This window comes from Chlorogloeopsis sp. ULAP02 (genome assembly GCF_038404745.2).
Lineage (GTDB): Bacteria > Cyanobacteriota > Cyanobacteriia > Cyanobacteriales > Nostocaceae > Chlorogloeopsis.
In genome coordinates, this window is sequence record NZ_JAYKTT020000002.1 from 170,160 (window position 1) to 187,148 (window position 16,989).

The 16,989-nt window shown below is 40.4% G+C and carries 12 protein-coding genes; 5 read left to right on the forward strand and 7 right to left on the reverse strand.

Features of this window, described 5'->3' with window-relative positions; all coding sequences use genetic code 11:
* The first annotated feature begins 548 nt into the window (after window positions 1-548).
* Window positions 549-3,698 (forward strand): plasmid replication protein, CyRepA1 family, encoded by a 3,150-nt coding sequence (locus U2718_RS02855; protein WP_341995123.1) that lies wholly within the window; start codon window positions 549-551, stop codon window positions 3,696-3,698.
* A 193-nt stretch (window positions 3,699-3,891) separates the two neighbouring features.
* On the opposite strand, the gene U2718_RS02860 is transcribed toward U2718_RS02855, so the two are convergent.
* The 4 genes from U2718_RS02860 to U2718_RS02875 all read right to left on the reverse strand — a co-directional run bounded on the left by U2718_RS02860 (window position 3,892) and on the right by U2718_RS02875 (window position 9,670).
* A complete protein-coding gene (locus U2718_RS02860; protein WP_341994884.1) occupies window positions 3,892-6,519 on the reverse strand; it encodes a chloride channel protein in 2,628 nt (875 codons plus the stop codon).
* 56 nt (window positions 6,520-6,575) lie between these two features.
* Window positions 6,576-7,286: a class I SAM-dependent methyltransferase gene (locus tag U2718_RS02865; RefSeq protein WP_341994886.1), complete on the reverse strand. Its 711-nt coding sequence runs from the start codon at window positions 7,284-7,286 to the stop codon at window positions 6,576-6,578.
* Between the two features lie 123 nt (window positions 7,287-7,409).
* Window positions 7,410-8,723 (reverse strand): TldD/PmbA family protein, encoded by a 1,314-nt coding sequence (locus tag U2718_RS02870; protein ID WP_341994887.1) that lies wholly within the window; start codon window positions 8,721-8,723, stop codon window positions 7,410-7,412.
* An 80-nt stretch (window positions 8,724-8,803) separates the two neighbouring features.
* The gene (locus tag U2718_RS02875; RefSeq protein WP_341994888.1) at window positions 8,804-9,670 is read right to left on the reverse strand and encodes a Tab2/Atab2 family RNA-binding protein; all 867 of its coding nucleotides are present in this window, start codon (window positions 9,668-9,670) and stop codon (window positions 8,804-8,806) included.
* A 282-nt stretch (window positions 9,671-9,952) separates the two neighbouring features.
* On the opposite strand from U2718_RS02875, the gene U2718_RS02880 reads away from it, so the two are divergent.
* A complete protein-coding gene (locus tag U2718_RS02880; protein WP_341994890.1) occupies window positions 9,953-10,915 on the forward strand; it encodes a protochlorophyllide reductase in 963 nt (320 codons plus the stop codon).
* Window positions 10,916-11,075: 160 nt separating this feature from the next.
* Here U2718_RS02880 and U2718_RS02885 read toward each other — a convergent pair whose 3' ends face one another.
* From U2718_RS02885 to U2718_RS02895, 3 genes are all read right to left on the reverse strand, one after another.
* Window positions 11,076-11,915 carry a tetratricopeptide repeat protein gene (locus tag U2718_RS02885; protein ID WP_341994891.1) on the reverse strand — a complete coding sequence of 280 codons (840 nt, stop codon included), beginning with the start codon at window positions 11,913-11,915 and terminating at the stop codon, window positions 11,076-11,078.
* A 120-nt stretch (window positions 11,916-12,035) separates the two neighbouring features.
* The gene (locus tag U2718_RS02890; protein WP_341994893.1) at window positions 12,036-12,956 is read right to left on the reverse strand and encodes a ribonuclease D; all 921 of its coding nucleotides are present in this window, start codon (window positions 12,954-12,956) and stop codon (window positions 12,036-12,038) included.
* 150 nt (window positions 12,957-13,106) lie between these two features.
* Window positions 13,107-13,646 (reverse strand): GAF domain-containing protein, encoded by a 540-nt coding sequence (locus U2718_RS02895; RefSeq protein ID WP_341994895.1) that lies wholly within the window; start codon window positions 13,644-13,646, stop codon window positions 13,107-13,109.
* Window positions 13,647-14,141: 495 nt separating this feature from the next.
* Here U2718_RS02895 and U2718_RS02900 point away from each other — a divergent pair, with 495 nt between their 5' ends.
* From U2718_RS02900 to U2718_RS02910, 3 genes are all read left to right on the forward strand, one after another.
* Complete coding sequence (locus tag U2718_RS02900; RefSeq protein WP_341994897.1) at window positions 14,142-14,426, forward strand: ATPase/DNA packaging protein; 285 nt, start codon at window positions 14,142-14,144, stop codon at window positions 14,424-14,426.
* Between the two features lie 170 nt (window positions 14,427-14,596).
* Window positions 14,597-14,944 carry a hypothetical protein gene (locus U2718_RS02905; protein WP_341994900.1) on the forward strand — a complete coding sequence of 116 codons (348 nt, stop codon included), beginning with the start codon at window positions 14,597-14,599 and terminating at the stop codon, window positions 14,942-14,944.
* Window positions 14,945-15,111: 167 nt separating this feature from the next.
* The gene (locus U2718_RS02910) at window positions 15,112-16,836 is read left to right on the forward strand and encodes an HAD-IIB family hydrolase (protein WP_341994902.1); all 1,725 of its coding nucleotides are present in this window, start codon (window positions 15,112-15,114) and stop codon (window positions 16,834-16,836) included.
* The last annotated feature ends 153 nt before the right edge of the window (window positions 16,837-16,989 follow it).

Genomic DNA, 16,989 nt, shown 5'->3' on the forward strand with positions numbered 1-16,989 from the left:
ACAAATGCCCGAATGAGAGTCGGAAAATCCTTCTGTTGACTTAAACTTCTTTGGTTCTAGTCCCTATAGTTTATTTTGATAGAAGTCAAGCATTGTGAAATCTCCACACAGGTAGATGATTTCATTAATTTATGATTGCAAAAATATGACTGGTAGAACTAGGCAAAAATAGACTCTTCCAGACTCAAGCCTAAACAGTCAAAATATTTCAGGTGAGACTCACGATTCTCTATATGCAAAACTAATACGTGCGTACTGATTTTGCTTAACAGTTTAAATTTAGTTATCGCTCATCCTCAAAAAAAGTTGATATCACTGGAAGCAACCGTGAAACTACTTATAAGTAAAATGTATATGTATAAATTATAGCAATACAAACTTATTGATAGAACGATAAAGAAGACACAAACACCAAGTTTCAGAATAACCGTTGTATCTCTAGTAACTGATTAAAAAGAGTAAAACAAAAACGTCACAATTAATGCCAACAGAAACAGTAGAGGCGTGTTAACTTGTTAAGTCCATTGTCTCCTCTGTCTGCATCACCAATGCATCTGTACCATTTATACCCCGAACACCTTGAAGAAATTGTCAAGAGCAGCAGTATAGATATACACATTGCTCAACTTAACTTTATGTCTCTTCAAGATGAAACCGCCTATGATTACCTGTTAATTTCTGAGCATTTGCCACGTACAAACACTGGCATGGTTAAGAGTGGCTGGCTCCATCGTTACGCTCACGTTGCCTCTGGTGGTTGGTGGTGTTCTGGGCTAGATCCCTTGAATAATTGGCGAGTGATGGAGTGGGGATGCTTTAAGCCCAGCCAGCCCCGATTGAATGAGAAAGGCAAGTCTATTAAGTACGAACATCCTCCCTGCACACCAACGCGAGTCTTTTGTCTGCGAGTTCCTCTGCATGTATGGCAACAAGTTGCCCAACGTTACAATCAAGCCATGCCCGAAAATATTATCATTGCTGAAAATGGCGAAGCGATGGGTTTTTGGCAATGGGTGATGGAACAGAACATACCAGTGATTATCTGTGAGGGTGTGAAGAAAGCCGCTGCACTATTAACACAAGGATATGCAACTATAGGCATTCCTGGAATTACCAGTGGTTACCGCGTTACTAAAGATGAATTGGGCAAAGTTATTAATCGTCAGCTCATACCCGACTTAGCTGCGTTTGCCATCAAAAACCGCACGTTTTACATTTGTTTCGATTTTGAAACTCAACCCAATAAAATTGCAGCAGTAAACAATGCCATCTCTCAACTAGGTTTTTTATTCCAGGCAAAAAATTGTCCTGTACAAGTGATCGATTTGCCAGGGATGGAAAAAGGGGTTGATGAGTTTATCGTTGCTAAAGGTGCGATTGCTTTCGAGAAAGTATATCGTCAGAGCGTGGATTTAGAAGTTTACCTTGCTCAAACAAAACCCCATAGTGAATTAACAATTGCTCCAGCACTTACTCTCGACTGTCGTTATTTAGGAGAAATCACTTTTCCTGATTCTGGATTAGTAGGAATAAAATCAGCAAAAGGAACAGGTAAAACTACAGCTTTGCAAGCACTTGTCAAGCGAGTAAAAAGTAGAAATCAACCAGTTTTATTAATAACTCATAGAATCCAACTGGGACGATTTTTATGTGAAAAAATTGGTATTCAATGGGGGATGGGTAAAGAAGATATAGAGAGCGGCAGAGTCACGGAAGAAGGAATTGCTAAATTACTTTCTCCTTTTTCGGATCGCTTCCAAAGCACCACTCCTACCAAGTCTCTTGGATTGTGTGTTGATTCTCTTTGGAAACTTCATCCTCAAGATTGGCAAGGGGCAGTAGTTATTTTAGACGAGGTAGAGCAATCTTTATGGCATCTACTCAATAGTAGTACTTGTAAAGAAAAACGTGTCAAAATCTTAAAGGTATTCCAGCAGCTAATTTCTACAGTTTTAACTACAGGTGGATTAGTTATTGCTCAAGACGCCGATTTATCAGATGTGTCTTTAGAATATTTACAAGCATTAGCAGGAGTTAAACTAACACCGTGGGTAATTGTTAATCAATGGAAACCCCAGCGAGGCTGGGATGTAACTTTTTACGATTCCCCTAACCCAACTCCATTAATTCATCAGCTAGAATTAGATTTACTTGCAGGAAGAAAATGTTATGTTACAACTGATAGTCGCTCTGGACGCTATAGTTGTGAAACTATAGCAAGTTATCTAAAAGAGCGATTACAAAAATTGCAACAACAATTTCCTAAAACTTTAGTAGTGAGTAGTCTCACAACTAATACTCCTGGACATGAGGCTGCCGATTTTATAGCAGCTATTAATCATAAAGTTACCGAATACAATTCTGTTTTTGTTACTCCTAGCCTGGGAACAGGAATTAGTATTGATGTTAAACATTTTGATTGTGTTTACGGAATTTTTCAAGGAGTAATTCCTGACTCAGAGGCACGACAGGCATTATCAAGAGTGCGCGATGATGTGCCACGAATAGTTTGGTGTGCCAAGCGTGGTATTGGTTTAATTGGTTCTGGTAGCACAAATTATCGGTTGCTGTCCTATTGGTATCAAGAAAATCAAAAAGAGAACTTATCTTTACTTAGCCCATTGCATTACATAGATGTAGATTTACCATTAGTTTACGATCCAATTCATTTACGAACTTGGGCAAAACTAGCAGCAAGAGTCAATGCTTCTATTAGCTTGTATCGAGAATCAATGAAAGATGGCTTAACTAATGATGGTCATCAAATTCAGACACGCAGTAATGCAGTTCATAATAATATTATTCGAGATTTACGTTTGGCTTTTTTAGCAACTGATCCAAATGATTTACCAACTCGTAGAAGGTTAATTATAGAAATTGTGAAAGTGCAAAAAGAGTGGTCACAAAGACGGTATAAAGCCAAAGATATTAAGCGTAAATTTAGAGAGATTAAGCAACAAAATCAATTAGCAGCAGCAAATGCTGTAGTCAATGCTCCAGATATTGATTACATAGAATATGAGCGGCTATTAGCTAAACATTCATTAACTAATGAGGAACGAAATCAAATTGATAAATATATTCTCAGACAAAGATATGGTGTGAATGTTACTCCTCAACTTAAGTTATGGGATGACAAAGGTTATTATGGTCAATTACTAATCCATTATTATCTTACCCATCAAAGTGAGTATTTTCGCATCAGAGATAAACAGGAATGGCACCAACAATTATCTTGGGGAGAAGGAAAAGTTTTTTTACCAGACTTAAAAATTTATACTTTGAAAGTAGAAGTATTAAGAGCTTTGGGAATACTTGATTTTCTAGAACTACAACGAAAGTTTACTGAAAATGATGCCGAGCTACTTTTGTTTAGAAATACTGCTGTTAACTTCAGCAAAGATATCAAAAGAACACTTGGTATTAATTTAGTTAGAAAAAATGAAAACATCTCAGCTTTAAAAATACTCAGTCGATTATTAAAGTTGCTGGGTTTGAAGCTAAAGCGGATAAATGAGTTTTATCAAATTGACTCAGATACACTGGATGATGGCAGGGAAAAAATATTTGCTATTTGGCAGCAACGAGATGAGTTAATGTTAAGCGCTCATAAGAGTATAGGCTCTGATATTGCGAGTTATGCTATTGATAAGCTATCTGCAAAGCAGTGGCTTCAACAAGAGTTAGCTGTGCGGTGAAATGTCTGCTTTGATACCAAATTGGCGAGCGGGAGTCTTGTTTCAAAATTTTGGAATAGTCTGTTAATCGAAGGTTTTAATCTAAAATCCACGCATTGGTATGAGTTATTTTTTTGTAAGGCTTAACTTAGGAAATAGTAATTGCCCAAACTTCAGGCAGTTTAATTTGAGAATATCATTCATGGTCTGGACTTTAATTGTTAATCGCCCCTCTAACCAATATCACTGTACTATCTACCCCAGAAGCGATCGCCTCAGGAATATTTCCTTTGATCACTTGCTGTAGCATCCCTTCACGAGAAGCCCCTAAAACGACTACATCATAACCTTCGGTTTTCACGAGGTTAATCACACCTTCGCTGACAGAATCGGCTTCAATTGGGGCAGCAATGACGGTACTAGATAATTTTCGACGACGAACAAGCTGACGAATCGCCTCTTCTAAAACTCTCATATCTGGTTCTAATTCCGATGGCTTAAACACTCGTGTAAGGCGAATTTTCGGATTTTGTCCCAATGTCACCAAAGCAGGAAGCAATTTAATTGCCATCCTAGCATTGGGGCCACCTGCCATCGGTACTAGCCAGCGGTTGAATTGGGGAGGAGATGTTTGAGATGAGGCGGAGACTTCCCCCTGCCCTAATTTTACCAGTACAACTTCACAAGTAGCTTGGCGAATGACAGTATCTACTACATCCCCAAAAATACGACCGGGGGTAGAAGTACTACCCTTCCACCCCATGAGAATTAAATCAATGTGTCTTTCTGTGATGGTTTCTAAAATTGCTTGGGCGGCATCGTGGGCAACTCGAATTTGCGTATGTACAGGGATGTTCCACTTTTTGCCCAAAACTTCGGCGTTGCGCAGTAATCGCCGACTTTTTGCTGTTCTGACTGGTGTTTCACTTGGAGAACTTTGACGAGAGACAAGAATTACTTGCAGACATTCAATTTCGTAATGGCGATCGCGGGCAATTGCTGCTGCCATTTGTATAAGTATCGCTGCTGTTTCTGGGTTGGCAACTGGCACTAATAATCGACCTCTGCCAGTACTAGGCGATCGCGTTTGGTATACTACATAAGATGGTTCCGGTTGCGGGCCGTGTTCTCGATGTTCACAGTTGAGACTGTCTGCTTCAGCTCGAATAATATCGGCGCGAGTAATGATTCCAATTAGTCTTCGCCCTTCTACTACTGGCAAACGACTGATCTGATAGCGATCCAATAAATACAGCACATTACCCAAGTTATGAATGGGTGTAACCGTGACTGGCTGTGGTGTCATGATTGCTCGCACAGGAGTAGATGAAGCCAAGTTGCGATCGCGAATCTTCAGCAAATCGCTTTGAGTAACAATTCCGACTAATTTACCTTCCTCTACGATTGGAAAACCCCGGTGGTGGGAGCGAGAAAAAGCTTGCACCACTTCATCTAAAGACATCTGTGCATCCAAAGTTTCCACCCGTTGCTGCATAACATCTTGGGCTGTTAACTTTGTCAAGATGCCCTCGATCGGAACTGGTTTTTCGATATTGATGCCATTAAATTGTAAAAGTCTGCTATATAAAGAGCCTGGCATGAGCTTGTCAGCAACCAGATAGGATGTAACAGAGCCAATCATCAAAGGTAAGACTAAATTGAAATCTGTTGTCATCTCAAATACAATCACGATCGCTGTAATTGGGACTTTCGAGACGGCGCTAAAAAATGCTCCCATCCCCGCCAAAGCATAGGTAGTAGTTGAGCCAAATCCAAATAATTGGACTTGGCTGACACCGACAACGTATCCTAAACAAGAACCCAAAATTAAGCTAGGGGCAAATAACCCCCCTGGTGCTCCAGAACCAAATGCTATTAAGGTGAGAATAAACTGAGCGCAAAAAGCAAATACCGCTAAGGAAGGATTCACACTTCCTGCAATTACAAACTCTCGTAAGCCAGTGTTATCTCGGAATGAGCTAGGTAAAAATGCAACAATTATACCCGAAATAAATCCTGCTAAAGCAACCTTTAGTGGCAAGCTAATATGCAAGCTTCGATATAATTTTATACTTTCAATTATTCCCTTATTAAATAATGCCGCTAGTAACCCTGCTAAAATACCCAATAATAGGAAAAAAGGAATTTCTGGGATTGAAAAACTACTTAAGGATTTATTCAATTCCAGGTTTAGTAACAAACTACGTCCACCCAATAAGCGAGAGACGACTCCACCAATAAACGAAGCGATGATCGCAGTTCCCAGAGTCAAACCCGATAAATCTTGGAGTAACTCTTCGACAACAAACAATACCCCAGCAATCGGCGCATTGAAAGCCGCTGCCAAACCTGCCCCTGCACCCGCTGCAATCATCTGGCGTCGGTGATCGGGAGAAGTGGGAACCAAACGACTCATTCCTCCTGCTAAAGCTGCGCCAACTTGTACGGTGGGGCCTTGTCTACCGAGAGTTATTCCTGAACCTAAAGCCAGGGTAGCACTAAGTAATTTCACTACTGCTACTCGCCAAGAAAGTCTAACTGGTAGGTTAGCAAGAGAGGCTTTGACATGGGGAATCCCGCTGCCAGACGCTTCTGGTGCTAACCTTTCTACCAACAAACCTGCTAAGAATCCAAAACACAAACCAATTGCTGGTAGAATCATCCATACAGGAAAGATATAGGAACTTTGAACCCGCCATGTTCCTACCCATCCAGAACCAAATTTTAAGAATACAGCAGAGAAGGCGGCGACTATACCGATGATGCAAGCTTCTGCGATCGCTAAACCTCTTCTCGGTTGCCAGACAGTGCGAATCCACTGAGTCAGCACAGGGGGCGACATAACAATTAAAAATTAAAACTTTAAAATTACTTTTCTACAAAAGGCTCTGATAACTGTTAACGAATTAAGCGCAGCATCTGATTGCTACCCTTTTGAAATTCCCAGTTAACTTCAACAATTTCGGCAGTAATCCCTACGGCTTGCAAATCAGACAGTAAATTATCTAAGAATGGATAAAGTTTGGCATTTTTGCCTTGTAGGGGATAAATTCTCACTTCTTGCGAACAAACTCTATACAATTCCAAAATAGAATTTAAATGAAAATTATAATTAAATTCATCACTATAAAGAAATAAAAAATGACCGCTGAGAGCTAAATCAAAGCTTTGATTGGCAAAAGGTAATTTTGGCAATTCCGCAAAGATATAACGTCCTGCTTTTTTTCCGATTGTATAATCTTGAGCAAAGCGTTGAAAAGCAAGCTTTCTGTATTTTTTAAATTCCTCTAGTCCTCCATAAAATTCCCAATTGTAGAATTGTGGAACCAGAGCAACTCTCTCAACAACGTGTTCAAAATCTGCTTTTCCTTTATCAAACAAAACATTCTCATCAAGATTGAACAACAAATCGCAAGCTACAGCATGAATGCCCATATTATTAGCTTCTGCAACAAAAGAAGCTGCACCAGATGGACAATCCAAGATTTTGCAACCTTTCCATTGGGATAAATCAAGGTCAAAAAATTTGAGATATTCTGATAAAGTACGTCCAAAAAAGACGACTCTATCAAGCTGAATGCCATCCTGGCTATGACTTGAAACTTCCATATTTAGGAACAGTTTTTAATTTTTAATTGCTAACTTGAAAAAGGCAGAGGGTAGAGGGCAAAGGGCAGAAGTCAGAAGGTTTTTTATCTGTTCGAGTGTAGGCAATTCATAATTGCTAATTATTTAATTGTTTTTGCCTGTGGTGGAAAGTCCTTCCACAATTAAAGATGGGGTATAACAAGAACCGTTCCAGTCAGCATCTCCACCCAATTGAACCAATTGTTTGAGAGCTGTATAGACATTACCCGCCACCATTGTATCCTTTACACGCCCAATTACCTGACCATTTTTGACGCGGTATCCTAGATCGACGTTAATAGAAAAGTCACCAGAAATACCACTGCCACCGCCGAGCATTTGATCCACAATCAAGCCATCGTCTAATTGTTGAATCAATTCTTGCAGCGTTCCTGAACCAGGTTGAATCAGAAAATTAAATAAACCAGGGGTGGGATAGCTACCTAAACCAGGACGGAAACCATTACCCGTCGAAGGTATGTTCAGCTGCTTTCCTGTAGTGCGATCGCTATAAAAATTTTGCAAGACTCCGTTTTCAATAAACACTAAAGACTGAGTTGGGGTGCCTTCATCATCAAAAGGGCAACTGTAAGGTCCTGCTTCGGGATCTTGATATAGAGTCAGGGAGGGAGAAACTACCTGTTTGCCAATGCGTTCCGCCCAAGGAGACGCTGTTTCCAAAACTCGCTTACCATTTAATGCAGCTTGGACAGTTCCCCAAAGCATATCAGCCGCTTTAGAAGTAAACAACACGCTCGAACGACCACTCTTGAGAGAAACATTCTCTTTTGCCCAAGACAAGCGTTGTAAAATTTGAGCAGCAAGTTTGTTGGGTTGGAGATTGCCACGTTCGGTTTCGCCGTCGGAAACATTCAAAAAGTCGTCACCCCTTACCCACTCTGCGGAGATATAGCAACTAAGGGTTGTATCGGTGTAGTAGCAATCTAAACCTTTGCTATTGACAAGTCTGGTGTTTTCAACATCACATTCCCAGTCGCCGTTACACAGAACTTCTGGGTAAACATCACGGATGAGAGCGATCGTTTCTTTGCCCCACTCTACCAACTTCTCTACTGGTACCTCTACCCCCAAGTCTGGATAACCAGGCTGAAAGTTACTGCCAAGTTCCACATCTTCTGGTTGGTTCAATTGGCTTAGAGCTAAAGCACGTTCCACGATCGCCTGCGGTTCCACATTGCCATAAGCCACTGCTAGCCCTGGACGTCCGTTACACCACAGCCGCAATGCTGTGCCTTCAGACTGATTGGTTTCTAGCTGTTTGAGGCGATTTGCCTCAAAAAATACCGGTCGAGATAGCGATCGCGACTGATACACCTCAGCAGCTTCTGCACCAGATCGTAAGGCAAGTTCCAGTAATTGTTCTGCCAGTGTATCTTTTGGTAACTTTTTAGACACCATATTTTTTCTTGCTAATTGCTAATAGCTAATGGTTAATTGCAAGATGCACGAATTAGCCACTAGCTAATCCCCAATTAACTTTATGACAGATTGATCTCACACAACAGCCAAAACCCTGCAAAAGATTCTGCTTGGGGATTGGATTGCACTCCAATAAAATGCACGCCGTTAGCTTTTTGCTTGGCTTGTTCAAAGTCTTGGGCTTGAGTAAGCATTTGGGGGTTTTTGATATTTGCTAAGATCCAGCTTTCAGTCGCCCCGGTTTCTAAAAGTAATCTTGCCCCTTGTGGACTGCGGTCAAATTTCAACCACGCTAAATCCAAACCAGACATCCAAGCAGCCACAGGCAATGCTCTTGGTGAGAAAATCAAAACACCAGGAATAGGAGTTTGGGGAGAAATATTTACCAACTCTAGGGGAAATCCTTCACCAAAGCTGATATCCCACTCCGACATATCCGTAAATTCCGAGGCTTGTAAAGTCACAAATCCTAACTGTTGCCCTTCTAATGCGTCTGGTAGGCGTTGAGCTAGAGGGGCTTCCAAACGCACCGAAGGATTAGCACCCCCTTGATATCCTTCTTCTTGAGGATAAACTTCTTCCATTCGTTGTTGCAGCCATTGGTTGAGTACCAAAGTTCGACGGCTTGGCTGTGCCGGAACACCAATGTCCTGGCAAGCTTTAGTAATCATATTGTTCATTTGCCGACGGAAAAAGCGAACTTTAATTGGTGCTTCTCCCTTTTTGTCAATTGCCTCTTGCAGTGCCGTCCGCAACCATGCCGAATTTACCTGGGTACTAGGGCAATATTTAGCATAGCGAAACAAAGAATCTACATTTGTACGGGTATCCAAAGGAGTTTCGCACACTAAGACTTCCCAAACTTTTTTCTGATTTTCGTCCAGAATTGGACGGGAGTAAAAATCGAGTTCCCAGATACTGCCCATGTTATGCCGTTAAAATTTGGCTAGATTTTATTTTTGATATTTTCAGTATAATAATTTCAGTTTTTGTTACAAACATTGAAGCTGCTGTTACCAAACTTCAAATTATAGTCACTAAAGCTCAAACTTTCGTGACTACAGTTCAGTTCATGTTAAAAATTTTAAAGCTTTGATCTCCAACATTTAAGCTTGCGATACCGAATAGCCGAAGCATTGTTCCACAAAAAATAAAGCATCCTCAAAGCTTTACAATAAAGGATTGGCAATATATTTTTAATAAATAAAATGGAACAAAATCGTAACTCAACGGTTGTAATTACCGGGGCATCCTCAGGGGTTGGTTTGTATGCTGCAAAAGCACTTGCGAAAAGAGGATGGCACGTAGTAATGGCCTGTCGGGATTTAGAAAAGGCTCAAAAAGCTGCTCAATCTGTGGGAATGCCACAAGACAGCTACACTATTATGCATATCGACTTAGGCTCTTTGGAAAGTGTTCGACAGTTTGTGAATAACTTCAGGGCAAGCGGCAAGTCATTGGATGCTTTGGTGTGTAACGCCGCCATTTATATGCCTTTAATCAAAGAGCCATTGCGAAGCCCAGAAGGCTACGAGTTGACTGTTACCACCAATCACCTCGGTCATTTTCTCTTATGTAACCTGATGCTTGAGGATCTCAAAAATTCCAATGGAAGCGATCGCCGACTTGTGATTTTGGGAACCGTGACACACAACCCAGATGAATTGGGTGGAAAAATTCCGCCACGCCCAGATTTAGGAAATCTAGATGGCTTTGCAGCAGGGTTTAAAGAGCCAATTTCCATGATTGATGGCAAGAAGTTTGAACCTGTCAAAGCTTACAAGGATAGTAAAGTTTGCAATGTACTAACGATGCGGGAATTGCATCGACGCTATCACGAGTCAACTGGTATTGTCTTCAGTTCTCTCTATCCGGGATGTGTTGCAGAAACACCGTTATTTAGAAACCACTATCCTTTGTTTCAAAAACTTTTCCCATTATTTCAGAAGTATATTACCGGAGGATACGTATCTCAGGAACTAGCTGGTGAAAGAGTTGCAGCAGTAGTTGCCGATCCTGAGTACAAGCAATCTGGAGTTTATTGGAGCTGGGGAAATCGCCAGAAGAAAGACGGCAAATCCTTTGTTCAAAGAGTTTCTCCCCAAGCTCGTGATGACGAAAGAGCAGAGCGGATGTGGGAGTTGAGCAACAACTTGGTTGGGCTGGCGTAACTTTATTTAAAGGTGATCGCCCTTTGAACTACTCCTTTAGAGTTCCCCCATAGTTTTAGGGAACTCTTAACAGGGAACAGGGAACGGGGAATTGATCAGCACGTTCTTTCCCCTTGTCTCCTTGTCCTAGTTTCCTCCTGCCTTGTAATTGACTCACACCCTATTGCTGCTGAAAGTCTCTGATATTGTTCATTACCTGTTGATACAACTGATCGTTATTTTGCTGTTGAAAGATATTTGCGGCTCGCTGTAAGTCAGCAATGGCTCCTTGTTTATCTCCTAAGTTAGCGCGGGCATTGCCTCGATTATTATAAGCGGCGGCAAATCTAGGAGCAAGGCGAATCGCTTGGTCATAATCAGCAACTGCTCCTTGTTGATCACCTGTTGCAGCACGGGCATTGCCCCGATTATTATAGGCAGCAGCATACTGGGGATTGAGGCGAATGGCTTGATCGTAATCGGAAATTGCCCCGTTTCTATCTCCTGTTGCAGCGCGAGCATTACCCCGATTATTATAGGCTTCGGCATAGGTAGTGGCAAGACGAATGGCTTGATTGTAATCTTCAATTGCTCCGTTGATATCTCCTAGTGCAGCACGGGCGTTGCCACGATTATTGAAAAATTCGGCATTGTTGGCATTGAGGCGAATAGCTTGGCTGTAGTCTGATATTGCTTGCTGCTTGTCTCCCATATCGAAGTGGACAAGTCCACGACTATTGTAGGCTGGAGCATAATCTGGATTCAGGTTAATGGATCTCGTAAAAGCAGCGATCGCGCCTTGAGAGTCTCCCTGAATATGCTTATACTGTCCTTGGATGTAAAAGTCTGCTGCTTTTGATGGTTTTGATACTGGACGCCTGGGAGGACTAACTCCAATTTCTGTTACTAATACATCATTGTTCTTAGCACAGGAAACCGTTGTGATAGCAGTAAATGCAGTTAGCGCAGTTATACTGACTGCCATTGTTGTAAATTTTTGCTCCCATAAACGCAGTTTCATAAATTACAGTTAACAAATATTTTGTCCTGCTATATTGGAATAATTTTTCCAACCTTTTGTCATCTTTTATTTAAAGACTGCATTTAAAATATCTAAAATATTTTTAATTTGGGGCAAAATTTACTTATCTTCAACGTCACTTTCAGAAGTTTTCATAGTTAAACGCCAAGCAGTAATTTTCTCTACATCTGCTGACAATTGTTCAAGGTTTTTTCCTAAGTCTTTTTGTAATTTCTGAGTCAGTGTGAGCGGAAAATCTAATACAATACCTTCTGTTTGTACTAGCCTAGCTAACTCTACAAATGATACTTTGACAGTTGTTCGTTCGTAACTAGTTAGTTTGAAGTCCAAAGTTTCCGATAAATTTTGAGCTTGCATCGCCTGTTTAATTCTTTGTTGCAAATGCTCAAACTCTGAATTCAGTAGTTTCCATTGCTGCTCAATCTCTTGGTATCTTGCAGCAAGTGCAATCAAGTCTTCAGTCACAGGATTGGGATTACTTTGTTGAGCTAGTTCTAGCAAACGCATATGCACCTGAGCTAGATAAATGCAGTCTAGATAAGCATATTCGATTTGTTCTTCACTGAGAGGACGTTGTCCCCAATCGCTACTTTGTTCTTGTTTGTCTATATACTGAAAGTTACATAGTTTTGAGGCAAGAGTTTTAAGTTGGTAGTCTGATAATGGCAATATATAGTAGGGTATTTTTTTTGCCATTTCTAAAGTACAAGTAATATTTTTTGCCTTTTTATTACCCAGAAATTTTAAATCGTAGCTAGCGTTGTGAAATACCTTTTCAATCACAGGGTTAACCATGATTTGGTCGATAAAGTCAATCACAACATCAGGTTGTTCAAGTACATCTAAAACATGAATGCGATCGCCAGTCATATCTTTAGGATCGTCTAACACCTGAATCAATGACAGTCTGGGGTTGCGACTGTTATAATCGGCGACTTCTGTATCTATCCACAAAGTTGAAGTGTTGGTATATTCAAAAATTAGAGAACGGATAGCACTAGCTGATGTCAGGTAAGGCATAAAAGCAGGTAGTTAGTGGTTATTAGGTAGTAGGGGCGGGTTTTGTTGATAATCTTGCTGTTCAAACAGATAACTTATCTTATAAACCCGCCTGTACAGTAGTTAATAGTTAATTTTTACTTGTTAACCACTATCACTATCCACTACCCACTAACTCTCTTGAATACAAGGTGCTGTTGCCAAAGTTTGCGCTTCTTTTTGGATCAGTTCAATATCTGATGATGTCCATGCACGAGGTGCTTGGCAGTGGTGGGCTATGAGCAATCCCCATAAACCTTTAGGGGTTAAAACTGGTGCAACCAAGTTAGCACGAACCTGCAAATTACGAAGAAAATCTCGATGACAAGTAGCGATCGCTTCTGACTCGACATCGGCGATCGCCCTTACCCTTCCTGCCAAATATAGAGCAGCGTACTCATCGTTAAAACAATTATCTGGCCCCGTGGAACCAAGAATAGAAAATTGCTCAGAACTCAATGATTCAAAGGTTACTTGCCCTTGCCACTGATAGTAAAAGTAATACAAAACCACGCGATTAACTTGGAAACACTCTCTCAAGTGGTTCGTAGTTTGTCTCACTAACTCATCACGCTCTATGGTAACGATCAGGCGATCGAGTACTCTTTGCAATCCCCGCTCGTAAGACTGGGTAAAGCTATTGTTAAATTCCGAGTTGGAATAAGTTGGCACTGCTTTGAGATGAAGGCTAGGTTAAGATTTCGCATTCTTTATAATATCGTATGCGATCGCTATCAGCGTCATAGTAGTTCAGTCATCAGTTCATAAACTATCTGTAGTTTTTCCAATCAAAATTTCATTGTATAGAATTTTTCTCAGTAGATTTTACGAGGTCGTTCGTTTTTAAAAGAATTATATTGTAATTGCAAATATACTGTAAATTTATCTCATATAATCGTTAATTTTTAATTAAAAATAAGAAGATTTTGCTCAACGAGTAAATAAGCATAAAAATTCATATATTTACAGTTTTAAACCAATTATTTTCATAATTTCATCTTGGAATTGAAAAAACTTGCGAAATAGTACTCACACACGCAGTTATTAGAGACTTTCACAAATCAGATTTGAGTTTACCTTAAACAGCTTTGATTTAATTCCTGATTGAGAAAACTCAAAAGTTTAATTTCTGGTCAATTTTAACTTCTTATTTAGACTCAGAAAAGTATGAAAAAATATAGTATCATGACTCTCGGCCCAAGTGGTTCAGGAAAAACAGTCTTTCTAGCGAGTTTATTTAAGCAATTATCTACTCAAGGAGAATATGGTTTTTTTCTTGATGTAGAAGATTCTCTACAACGTAAGCTTCTCAATACATACTATACAGAAATTATTACAGGTGAAACATGGCCAAAGGGAACTCAAGAAATAAAAGATTGGACATTTACCTGTTGTGTTAAGACTAAGGATTTATCTGTTCATTTGGGAATTTACAGATCCTACGCCAGCTAAACTTTCAACTTCCTTTGAATTAAACGACTCTACTATATCTGAACAAGCTCTAATTTTTAAATCTATAGAACCGTTTTACGTAAATCAATCTTTTTCATCTTCTAAAAATTGTGAAAAACTCATACTGAAGCAGATTATTACCTAAAAATAGATTAAGACGTCCACCACTAGTGACTAACTTAGCACCGATTAACTCCGTTGCTTTTAGTTCTGATGGAATGTTACTGGCTATTGGCTGTGATGATAGTTTAGAAATTTGGGATTTTAAAAATCAGAATCATATTCATTCTGCAAAAGATTATAGTGAAATTAATTCAGTTGCTTTTAGTCCTGATAGCCGAGTAATTGCTGCTGGAAGTAAAGATGGGAAAATAAATATTTGGGATATAAAAAAAGAACGTTATATATTCACCAGTTCCGAACACGAAGCTGAAGTAAGAACTGTGATTTTTAACTCTCAAAAAAATATTTTAGCTAGTTGTAGTCAAGATAAAACTATCAAGTTTTGGCAATACTGAAGGCAGGAGGAAGATGACAGACGGCAGAAGGAATATATACTTTGTGGAGGATTAGGAATTACGAAACCCTAGTACCCAATCGCCCTAAAATTTTATTTCTAAAGCTGGATAACAAAAGTTGCGAACTGCAGCAATTTGATAAAGAAGCTCTTGAGTAAAAGCTGCCGATGACTACTACATCCATGCGCTACTTTGCATTAGCTACTGATTACGATGGTACACTTGCCACAGATGGACAGGTAAATGATGAAACCCTAGCAGCACTAAAATGCCTGCAAGCCTCTGGTAGAAAACTGATTTTAGTAACAGGAAGAGAACTAGATGATTTACAGCAGACGTTTCCCCAATTTGATTGTTTTGATTGTGTAGTGGCAGAAAATGGTGCTTTGCTTTACTTCCCTGCTTCCCATCAAGAAAAAATATTGGGTACGCAACCACCCGTAGAGTTTATTAAAGCGTTGCAGGAGCGCCATGTTGAGCCTTTATCAGTAGGTAAAGTTATTGTCGCTACTTGGCATCCAAATGAAACAACTGTTCTAGAGGTAATCCGCGAGTTGGGATTAGAATTGCAAGTCATCTTTAATAAAGGTGCGGTAATGGTACTACCTAGCGGCATTAACAAAGCTGCGGGGCTAACTGCGGCTTTGGATGAGTTGAAGTTATCGCCACACAATGTTGTCGGTATTGGCGATGCAGAAAACGATCATGCCTTCCTCACTATGTGTGAATGTTCGGTTGCGGTAGCCAATGCCTTACCAACGGTGAAAGAACGGGTGGATTTCGTCACCGATCGCAGTCGCGGTGCTGGTGTTGTAGAGGTGATCGATAAACTACTTACCTCAGATTTGGCTGATATCAACACTCAGTTGCAACGACACAACATTCTTTTGGGAACACGAGAAGATAGTTCCGAGGTAAAAATTAAATCTGATGGCTTAAGTCTATTGCTCGCTGGCACATCTGGCGGGGGCAAATCCACTTTGGCAACAGCAATGTTAGAACGGATCGCCGAGCAAAAATACCAATTTTGCATTATCGATCCGGAGGGAGATTACGAAAACTTTGCCGATGCGGTTGTTTTGGGTGATAGCGATCGCTCGCCACGATTAACAGAAGTATTGAAATTACTTGAACGACCTGATCAAAATGTAATTGTTAACTTACTTGGTATTGCTTTAGGCGATCGCCCAGCGTTTTTTGCAGCATTACTACCGGCTTTGCAAGAATTGCGATCGCAAACAGGACGTCCTCATTGGATAGTAGTGGATGAAGCACACCATCTTCTGCCTTCATCTTGGAACTCTGCCTCGTTAACTTTACCTCAAAAAATAGATGGCTTGATGCTCATTACCGTGCATCCCGATCAAGTTGCACCTGCTGCTTTATCTTTGGTAGATGCTATCCTTACCGTTGGCAACTCACCAGAACAAAACATTGAGCAATTCTGTACAGTCGTCGGTAACTGTCCGCCACAATTAACACCCCAAACCCTTGAACCAGGAGAAGTTTACGCTTGGTTTCGGCAAGATTCCGAACCATTCCGCTTCCGCATTGCCCCTGGAAATACCGAACGCCGCCGTCATGTCCGCAAGTATGCGCAAGGAGAACTGGGACAAGACAAAAGCTTTTATTTTCGCGGAGCAGAAGGTAAATTGAATCTGCGCGCTCAGAACTTAATTTTGTTTACCCAAATTGCAGATGGCGTAGATGATGAAACTTGGTTGTATCATCTAAGCCAAGGAGATTACTCGCGCTGGTTTAGAGAAGCAATTAAAGATGAATCTTTAGCTGAAGAAGTTGAAAATATAGAACAAACTGCTAACGGTTCTGCATCCGAAAGTCGTGCTGCTATTAAAGCGGCAATTGAACAACGCTACACTCTGCCAGCGTAATTAATGCATTTCCGCCCCTTAAAGGCGGAATCCTCTAACAACTTCAAGCTTCTCTCTTTATATTAATGAATCCCAGACAGTAAGCGCCACAGACTGGCATAGATACCATCAAGTGCTAGTAAATCTTCATGCTTACCCTGCTCAACAATTTCA